The 7,938-nt window shown below is 71.8% G+C and carries 9 protein-coding genes; 2 read left to right on the top strand and 7 right to left on the bottom strand.

The annotated features are described in order from the left end of the window. From dnaG to dusB, 3 genes are all read right to left on the bottom strand, one after another. Window positions 1–1,410 (bottom strand): DNA primase (dnaG, locus tag GE115_RS17125; RefSeq protein WP_153685968.1); only part of this gene is annotated, 1,410 nt, incomplete at its 3' end. 40 nt (window positions 1,411–1,450) lie between these two features. Then, window positions 1,451–2,710, bottom strand: a complete 1,260-nt coding sequence (locus GE115_RS17120) for a deoxyguanosinetriphosphate triphosphohydrolase (protein ID WP_312855323.1) — start codon at window positions 2,708–2,710, stop codon at window positions 1,451–1,453. A gap of 4 nt (window positions 2,711–2,714) precedes the next feature. Beyond that, a complete protein-coding gene (gene dusB / locus GE115_RS17115; protein WP_153685967.1) occupies window positions 2,715–3,887 on the bottom strand; it encodes a tRNA dihydrouridine synthase DusB in 1,173 nt (390 codons plus the stop codon). Between the two features lie 92 nt (window positions 3,888–3,979). Here dusB and GE115_RS17110 point away from each other — a divergent pair, with 92 nt between their 5' ends. Next, window positions 3,980–4,462 carry an aminoacyl-tRNA deacylase gene (locus tag GE115_RS17110; protein ID WP_153685966.1) on the top strand — a complete coding sequence of 161 codons (483 nt, stop codon included), beginning with the start codon at window positions 3,980–3,982 and terminating at the stop codon, window positions 4,460–4,462. On the opposite strand, the gene GE115_RS17105 is transcribed toward GE115_RS17110, so the two are convergent. Then, on the bottom strand, window positions 4,446–4,613 hold the full coding sequence (locus GE115_RS17105; protein WP_153685965.1) for a hypothetical protein: 168 nt from the start codon (window positions 4,611–4,613) through the stop codon (window positions 4,446–4,448). The two genes, GE115_RS17110 and GE115_RS17105, sit on opposite strands and share 17 nt — an antisense overlap. After that, window positions 4,610–5,272, bottom strand: coding sequence for a DsbA family oxidoreductase (locus tag GE115_RS17100; protein WP_312855322.1), 663 nt, complete (start codon window positions 5,270–5,272; stop codon window positions 4,610–4,612). Before GE115_RS17100 ends, GE115_RS17105 begins: the two co-directional genes overlap by 4 nt. Before the next feature lie 143 nt (window positions 5,273–5,415). Here GE115_RS17100 and GE115_RS17095 point away from each other — a divergent pair, with 143 nt between their 5' ends. Then, window positions 5,416–6,366 (top strand): helix-turn-helix domain-containing protein, encoded by a 951-nt coding sequence (locus tag GE115_RS17095; RefSeq protein ID WP_153685963.1) that lies wholly within the window; start codon window positions 5,416–5,418, stop codon window positions 6,364–6,366. Here GE115_RS17095 and GE115_RS17090 read toward each other — a convergent pair. Then, window positions 6,363–7,172 (bottom strand): isoprenyl transferase, encoded by an 810-nt coding sequence (locus GE115_RS17090; RefSeq protein ID WP_312855321.1) that lies wholly within the window; start codon window positions 7,170–7,172, stop codon window positions 6,363–6,365. The two genes, GE115_RS17095 and GE115_RS17090, sit on opposite strands and share 4 nt — an antisense overlap. After that, entirely contained in the window at window positions 7,169–7,906 is a 738-nt protein-coding gene (recO, locus tag GE115_RS17085) for a DNA repair protein RecO (RefSeq protein WP_312855320.1), read from the bottom strand. The genes GE115_RS17090 and recO overlap by 4 nt, the downstream gene beginning before the upstream one ends. Window positions 7,907–7,938 lie beyond the last annotated feature (32 nt).

Below are 7,938 nucleotides of genomic sequence, written 5' to 3'. Positions count from 1 at the left end.
GGGTCGCCCGCCGCCGGGCCCGCCGCCGTCACGTGCGCCTCCGCCACCGGCGCGGCCGGATGCCTCGCCGCCGCCTCGACCCTCGTCGCGGCCGCGCGTGCCCGCGCCGCGCACCGCGCGTTCGACCTCACCGAGCTCGAGGCCCAGCATGCGCGCGAGCTCGCGGGTGTAGCCGGGACGCAGCGACCGATCGCGGATGTCGGCGATGACCGGTGCTGCCGCGCGAAGCGCGCCGACGCGGCCCTCGACCGACTCGAGGTCGAACCGTGAGAGCGTGTGGCGGATCACGAACTCGAACAGCGGCGTCTTCTGGTCGATGAGCGCCCGCACGGCGTGGTCGCCGCGGGCGAGCCGCAGGTCGCACGGGTCGAGCCCGTCGGGTGCGACGGCGACGTAGGTCTGCGCGGTGAAGCGCTGCTCCTCGGCGAACGCGCGCATGGCCGCCTGCTGGCCGGCCGCGTCGCCGTCGAACGTGAAGATGACCTCGCCGCCGCCGGAGTCGTCGCCGAGCACGCGGCGCAGCACCCGGATGTGCTCGACGCCGAACGCGGTGCCGCAGGTCGCGATCGCGGTCGTGATGCCCGCGAGGTGGCACGCCATGACGTCGGTGTAGCCCTCGACCACGACGACGCGGCGTGTGCGCGAGATGTCGCGCTTGGCGAGGTCGAGGCCGTAGAGCACCTGCGCCTTGCGGTACACCGCGGTCTCGGGGGTGTTCAGGTACTTCGGGCCGTTGTCGTCGTCGAGCAGGCGCCGTGCGCCGAAGCCGACGGTCTGGCCCGTGACATCGCGGATCGGCCACACGAGTCGCCCCCGGAACCGGTCGTACACCCCCCGATCGCCCTGCGAGACGAGCCCGGCAGCCGCGAGCTCTTCAGTGGAGTAGCCGCGCGACTTCAGGTGGTTCGTCAGACGATCCCAGCTCTTGGGCGCGAACCCGACGCCGAACGCCTTCGCCGCCTCGGCGTCGAAGCCGCGCTCGCCGAGGAACCGGCGCCCGACCTCGGCCTCGGGCGAGACCAACTGTTCGACGAAGAACTCCGCCGCAGCCGCGTTCGCCGCGAGCAGCCGAGCGCGGTTGCCGTGGTCTTGCGCGGGGCCGCCGTCTTCGTAGTGGAGCTCGAACCCGAGGCGCCCGGCCAGGCGTTCGACGGCCTCGCTGAAGGTCACGTGGTCCATGCGCTGCAGGAACGTGTAGACATCGCCCGACTCGCCACAGCCGAAGCAGTGGTAGTAGCCGAGCTGCGGTCGCACGTGGAAGCTCGGGCTCCGCTCGTCGTGGAAGGGGCACAGGCCCTTCAACGATCCGACGCCCGCCGACTTCAGGGTGACGTGCTCGCCCACGATGTCGGCGATGTTCGTGCGGGCTTTCACCTCTTCGACATCGCTCTGTCGAATTCGGCCCGCCATGGTCACATCCTAGGCCGGGAACGGCGTGGCCCGGCGGGGGTCACCGCTGCACCAGGCGTTCGTACCACGCGAGCGCCGACTGGTCGGTCAGGCTCTGAACCTGGTCGACGACGACGCGCTTGCGGGCGCGGTCGTCGCCGGCCTCGCGCCAGTCGTCGGCGAAGCCGGGATCGAGGTGCCGGTCGCCGCCCGCGAGCAGCACGTCGGCGAGCCCGGTGAGGATGCTCCGCTGCTGCGCGTAGATCGGCTGGCGCGTGTTGCGCGACATCACGAACGTCGCCACGATGCCCTTCAGCACCGCGATCTCGGCCTGGATCGCGCGCGGCACGACCACGTCGGCGTCGAAGCGGATCAGGCTCGCGAGCGGGAAGGCCGCCCTCGTCGCATCGGTCGCGGCGTGCGCGAACCTTCCGATGAGCTGGCTCGTGAGGTTCTTCAGCCGGGCGTGGTCGCGGCGGCTGCCGCTCCATGACTCGAGCCAGACGTCGAGCGAGTCGAGCCGGTCGAAGGCCGCCGTGAGCTCGTCGCGAGAGATCGAGCCTCCGATCCACTCCGACATCGAGGCGACGAGGTCGTCGTGGTCGACCCGGGCGCCGAGCACCTCGACGTCGATGTAGCCGTTGACGATCGCGTCCTCGAAGTCGTGCACCGAGTAGGCGATGTCGTCGGAGAGATCCATCACCTGCGCCTCGATGCACAGGCGCCGCGCGGGTGCGCCCGCACGCAGCCACCGGAAGGCGGCGACGTCGTCGGCGTAGAACCCGAACTTCTGCCGGCCCGACGGGTCGGCGACGCCCTGCTCTTCAGGCCAGGGGTACTTGCAGCTCGCGTCGAGGCTCGCCCGCGTGAGGTTCAGCCCGTAGCTGCGGTCGTCGTCGCCGAACACCTTGGGCTCGAGGCGGGTGAGGATGCGCAGGGTCTGCGCGTTGCCCTCGAAGCCGCCGATGTCGGCCGCCCAGGCGTTGAGCGCCTTCTCGCCGTTGTGCCCGAAGGGCGGGTGCCCGAGGTCGTGGGCCAGGCAGGCCGTGTCGACCACGTCGGGATCGAGTGCGAGGTTGGCGGCGAGCTCGCGCCCGATCTGGGCGACCTCGAGCGAGTGCGTGAGCCGGTTGCGCGCGAAGTCGAGGCCCGCGGTGGGGCTCAGCACCTGCGTCTTGGCGGCGAGCCGTCGCAACGCGCTCGAGTGCAGCAGCCGCGCGCGGTCGCGCGCGAAGTCGCTGCGCCGCGAGGAGTGCTGCTCGGGCAGCATCCGTTCGACGTCGGCGTCGTCGTATCCGCCGAAGAGTCGTCGTTCGCGCACCGGGTCAGCCGCCGCTCGTGTCGAGCTCGGCGTCGACGAGGGTGACGCGGTCGTGGCCGGCGAGCTCCTGCGAGTCGAGCCAGCCGTCGGGGAGGGCGGGGTTCTTCGGGGTGCCGGCGCGGCCGCGGGGCCCCTCGGCGCCCTCGCCGGGATACGGCATCGACCAGTCGAGGGTGCCGAGCAGCTCGTCGAGCTGCTCGAGCGACTCGACGGTCGCGAGGCGTGCACGCAGTTCGCCGCCCACCGGGTAGCCCTTGAAGTACCACGCGACGTGCTTGCGGATGTCACGGCACCCGCGCTCTTCACTGTCGAAGAACTCGGTGAGCAGCTCGGCGTGCCGGCGGAACGTCTGCGCGACCTGGCCGAGCGACGGCTGGAATGTCGTCGCCGTGCCCGCGGCGAGCTCGCCGCGGAACCCGGCCGCGAGGTCGCCGAAGAGCCAGGGGCGACCGAGGCATCCGCGCCCGACGACCACGCCGTCGCACCCGGTCTCTGCGACCATGCGCAGCGCATCGTCGGCCGACCAGATGTCGCCGTTGCCGAGCACCGGCACGCCGGTCACGGTCTCTTTCAGCTTCGTGATGGCCGACCAGTCGGCCTGGCCCGAGTAGAACTCCGAGGCGGTGCGCGCGTGCAGCGCGATCGATGCGACGCCCGCGCCCTCGGCGATGCGGCCGGCCTCGAGGTAGGTGAGGTGGTCGGCGTCGATGCCCTTGCGCATCTTGATGGTCAACGGGAGGTCGCCCGCGGCCCGCACGGCGCCCTCGACGATGTCGCGGAACAGCCCGCTCTTCCACGGCAGGGCCGCACCGCCGCCCTTGCGCGTGACCTTGGGCACGGGGCATCCGAAATTCAGGTCGATGTGGTCGGCGCGGTCTTCGGCGACCAGCATGGTGACCGCCTCGGAGACGGTCTTCGGATCGACGCCGTAGAGCTGGATCGACCGCGGGGTCTCGGACTCGTGGTGCGTGATCAGCCGCATCGACTCGGGCGTGCGCTCGACGAGGGCGCGGCTCGTGATCATCTCGCTGACGTAGAGCCCGGCGCCGAACTCGCGGCAGAGCCGGCGGAACGCCGTGTTCGTGATGCCCGCCATCGGCGCGAGCACGACGGGCACGTCGAGTTCGAGGCTGCCGATCCGGAGCGGGCCGGTCGTGACGCTGGTGGGAGTGGACATCGTGTTCGATTCTCCCAGACTTCCCGGGGTGGTCGGGCGAGGGCGCGAGAGCCCGGCATAGGATTCGGGAAACGCGCACGGTGGAGGACCAGATGACGGATGCAGCGCCCACGGGCGGCGAGCGGGTGCGAGCGGATGCCGCGGCGCGCGGCCTCGACATCGAGGTGATCGAGCGGCCGGCGGCGCGCAGCCTCGAGGAGGCCGCCGAACTGCTCGGCATCACGCCCGGCGACATCGTGAAGTCGCTCGTGGTCAAGCGCAGCGACGACACCTACGTGTTCGCCCTGGTGCCCGGCGGCCGCAAGATCAGCTGGCCCAAGCTGCGCGCGCTGCTCGGCGTCAACAAGCTGCAACTTCCGGATGCCTCGCTCGCGCTCGCGGCCACGGGCTACGAGCGCGGCACCATCACGCCCCTCGGCTCGACCACCGCGTGGCCGGTGATCGCCGACGAGTCGATCGCCGGCCGGCGGGTCTCGATGGGCGCCGGCGAACACGGCCGCAGCCTGTTCGTCGATGCCGACGCCCTCATCGCCGCCTACGACGCGACCGTCGCCGACATCAGCGAGCCCGAGTAGGCGACGAGTCCGCCGCGGGGATGAAGCAGACGTCGCCCTCGCACACCATGGCGGCGGGGTCGCCCGAGATCATCGCGAACGGCGCGCGCGGAGCGGCATCCGCCGACGCGTCGCCCACCGTCACCGACGGCGAGGCATCCACGTCGCTCACGCCGCCGCGCCCTGCTCGCCGGCGACCTGCGCGATCGCCTGCGAGAAGACCTCGGCGGGCTGCGCACCGGAGATGCCGTACTTGCCATCGATGACGAAGAACGGGACGCCGTTGATGCCGTAGGCGCCGGCCTGCGCGATGTCGGCCTGCACGTCGGCTGCGTACCGCCCCGACTCGAGGGCCTCGCGCGCGGCGTCGCCGTCGAGGCCGACCTCCTCGGCGTAGCCGATGAGCTCGTCGATGCGGTTCACCCGACCGCCCTCGACGAAGTAGGCCTTCAGCAGCCGCTCCTTGAGCTCGAGCTGCATGCCGCGCGCCTTCGCGAAGTGCAGCAGTTCGTGCGCCTTCAGCGTCTTCGTGTGCGCGACCTTCTCGAAGTGGTAGTCGAGGCCGGCCTTCGCGGCGACGCCGGTCACGTGCTCGAGCATCTGCTCGACGCGCTCCAGGGGCATGCCCTTGCGGTCCGCGAGGTACTCGACGGTCGAACCCTCGAAGTCGAGCGGCGTGTCGGGCGACAGCTCGAACGAGTGGTACTCGATCTCCACGTCGGGGGCCTCGTCGCCGAGGGCGGCGATGCCGGCCTCGAGGTGGCGCTTGCCGATGTAGCACCACGGGCAGGCGATGTCGGACCAGATGTCGATCTTGATGGGGGAAGTCACAACGAGTCCAACGCCGGATCGATGCGTTCGCATTCCCCACGGCGGGTGATCGATGCGGCGGTCGCGCACGCGGGTCGACGGTCGTCCGCGAATCGATGCGTTGCCCGCGATGAACCAGCCGTTTCGATGCGATACTCGCATGCGTGCCCCGACAACTCGACCTCACCGCTGCTTGCGAGGCCTTCGTGGCCGTCGCCGCACGCGACAGCTTCACCATCGGCGCGACCGGCGCCGGTCTCACGCAGTCGGTCGCGAGCCGGCGGATCGCGGCGCTCGAACAGCATCTCGGCGCCCGCCTCTTCGAACGCACCTCGCGTCGCGTCCGGCTCACGCCCTTCGGCCGGAGGATGCTGCCGAACGCGATCCGGCTCGTCGACGCGGCGCAGGCGCTCGCGGATGCCGCCGCCGACGCGCACGACCTGCCCGTCGTGGTGGCTGTGCCGGCGCGAGTGGCGCCGCGGAACGCGGCTCGGGTGATCGCCGCGGCAGCCGGGGCGGGCATGACCATCGAGTTCCTCGAGGGCCCGCCATCCGAGCGCGCCGCATCGCTCGACGACGGGCGCGCCCTGCTGGCCCTGCAGCACGTCGGCCCCGACCGCGCGACCTGGACCGGCCCGCTGGGCGTCGGCTGGTCACGACCGGAAGCAGCAGGCACGCTCGAACCGGCGGCCGCAGCCCGCGCGGCCGTCCGTTCCGGAGCCGAGGCCGGCGGCCGTCCCTTCCACCTCGCCGAACTCCGGCCGCGGCGCGGCGGCTCGGGCCGGAGACTGCTGTGGCTCCAGCCCGAGGACGACGTGCCGAGCGTCCGCGCCCCGCTGGAACGCCTCAGGAACGACGCCGGCCTCGAAGCTGGGAACCTGCGGACGGCCGAGTCGCAGGTGGCGGCGATGGCCCGCGCGATCGCCGAGGGAGACCTGGTGCTGTGCACGCCCGTCGAGGCGGCTGCCTACGATCTCGCGTGGCATCCGATCGGCGGCCTGCCGCTCACGCGCGGGTACGCGCTGCTGGGCTCGGATGCCGAGCTCGCCGCCCGGTTCACCGACGCCGCCGGCGACCTCGTCGCCGAACTGCTCGGCACCTCGGGCGATCGCTAGGACGCGGCATCCGGCGTGTCGACCGCGCCGCCGAAGCGGCGGTTGCGGCTCGCGTACAGCTCGATCGCCTGCCAGAGGTCGACCCGCGAGAAGTCGGGCCACAGCGTGTCGAGGAACACCATCTCTGCGTACGCCGACTGCCAGAGCAGGAAGTTCGAGGTGCGCTGCTCCCCCGAACTGCGCACGAACAGGTCGACGTCGGGCATGTCGGGCACGTAGAGCCGACGGTCGATGAGCTTCTCCGAGACCGCCGACGGGCGCAGCCGGCCGGATGCCACGTCGTCGGCGATCGAGCGGACGGCGTCGACGATCTCGTTTCGGCCGCCGTAGTTCACGCACATCGTGAACTGCAGGCCGGTGTTGCCGGCCGTGAGCCGCTCGGCGACCTGCAGCTCGTCGATGACCGACTTCCAGAGCCTCGGCCTGCGGCCGGCCCAGCGGATGCGCACGTTCCACTCGTTGAGCTGGTCGCGTCGGCGGTGCAGCACGTCGCGGTTGTAGCCCATGAGGAAGCGCACCTCGTCGGGTGAGCGCTTCCAGTTCTCGGTCGAGAACGCGTAGACCGACAGGTGCTCGACCCCGGCCTGCACCGCTCCGGCCACGACGTCGAGCAGCACCTCCTCGCCCGCCTTGTGGCCCTCGATGCGGGTCAGGCCCTGGCGGTTCGCCCACCGGCCGTTGCCGTCCATGACGATCGCCACGTGGCGCGGCACCGAGCCGGTCGGGAACGCCGGCGGGTAGAGGCCGGTCCAGTCGAGCGGCCGGTAGGGCACGGCGTCCTTGTGCGTGTAGGGCTTGGGGGTCACTTCGGTGCGGGTTCCCTCGTCACGTGGGGCAGCGAGCGGAGGCCCCGCTCGAGATGCCACTGGGTGTAGGCGGCGATGATGCCGCTGGCCTGGTTGCGGTCGCGGTCGCCGGCCTGTTCGGCGTGCGCCCAGTCGCCGGTGAGCAGCGCCCCGAGCAGGCCGATCGTCGACGGGTCGATCCGGGGCGCCCCCGGCGGCGCGCACTCGTCGCACACGACCCCGCCCAACTGCACGACGACGGCGGTGTGCGAACCCTCGCGCGCGCAGCGCGCGCAGTCGAGGAAGCTCGGCGCCCAGCCGGCCAGCGAGAGCGAGCGCAGCAGGTACGAGTCGAGCGTGAGGGTCGGCCCGTGCTCGCGCCGGGCGAGCGAGCGCAGCGCACCGACCAGCAGGAGGTACTGCTGGAGCGACCCCTCGGCCTCGGTCACGCGATCGGCGGTCTCGACCATCGCGTTCGCGGCGGTGTACGCCGCATAGTCCTGCGAGATGTCGGCGCCGTAGGAGCCGAGCGACTCGGCCTGGGTGATGACGTCGAGGGTGCGGCCCTCGTAGAGCTGGAGATCGGCGACCATGAACGGCTCGAGCCTGGCGCCGAACTTCGACGCCGTGCGGCGCACACCCTTCGCGACGGCCCGGATCTTGCCGTGGCGCCGCGTCAGGAGCGTGACGATGCGGTCGGCCTCGCCCAGCTTGTGGGTGCGGAGCACCACCGCTTCATCTCGATAGACCGGCACCCCTCGATTCTCCCACCCGCCGCCGATGCCCG

Source organism: Agromyces agglutinans (genome assembly GCF_009647605.1).
GTDB lineage: Bacteria > Actinomycetota > Actinomycetes > Actinomycetales > Microbacteriaceae > Agromyces > Agromyces agglutinans.
Note: the sequence above shows the minus strand (reverse complement) of the source record. Positions and strands in the feature narration are given on the sequence as shown.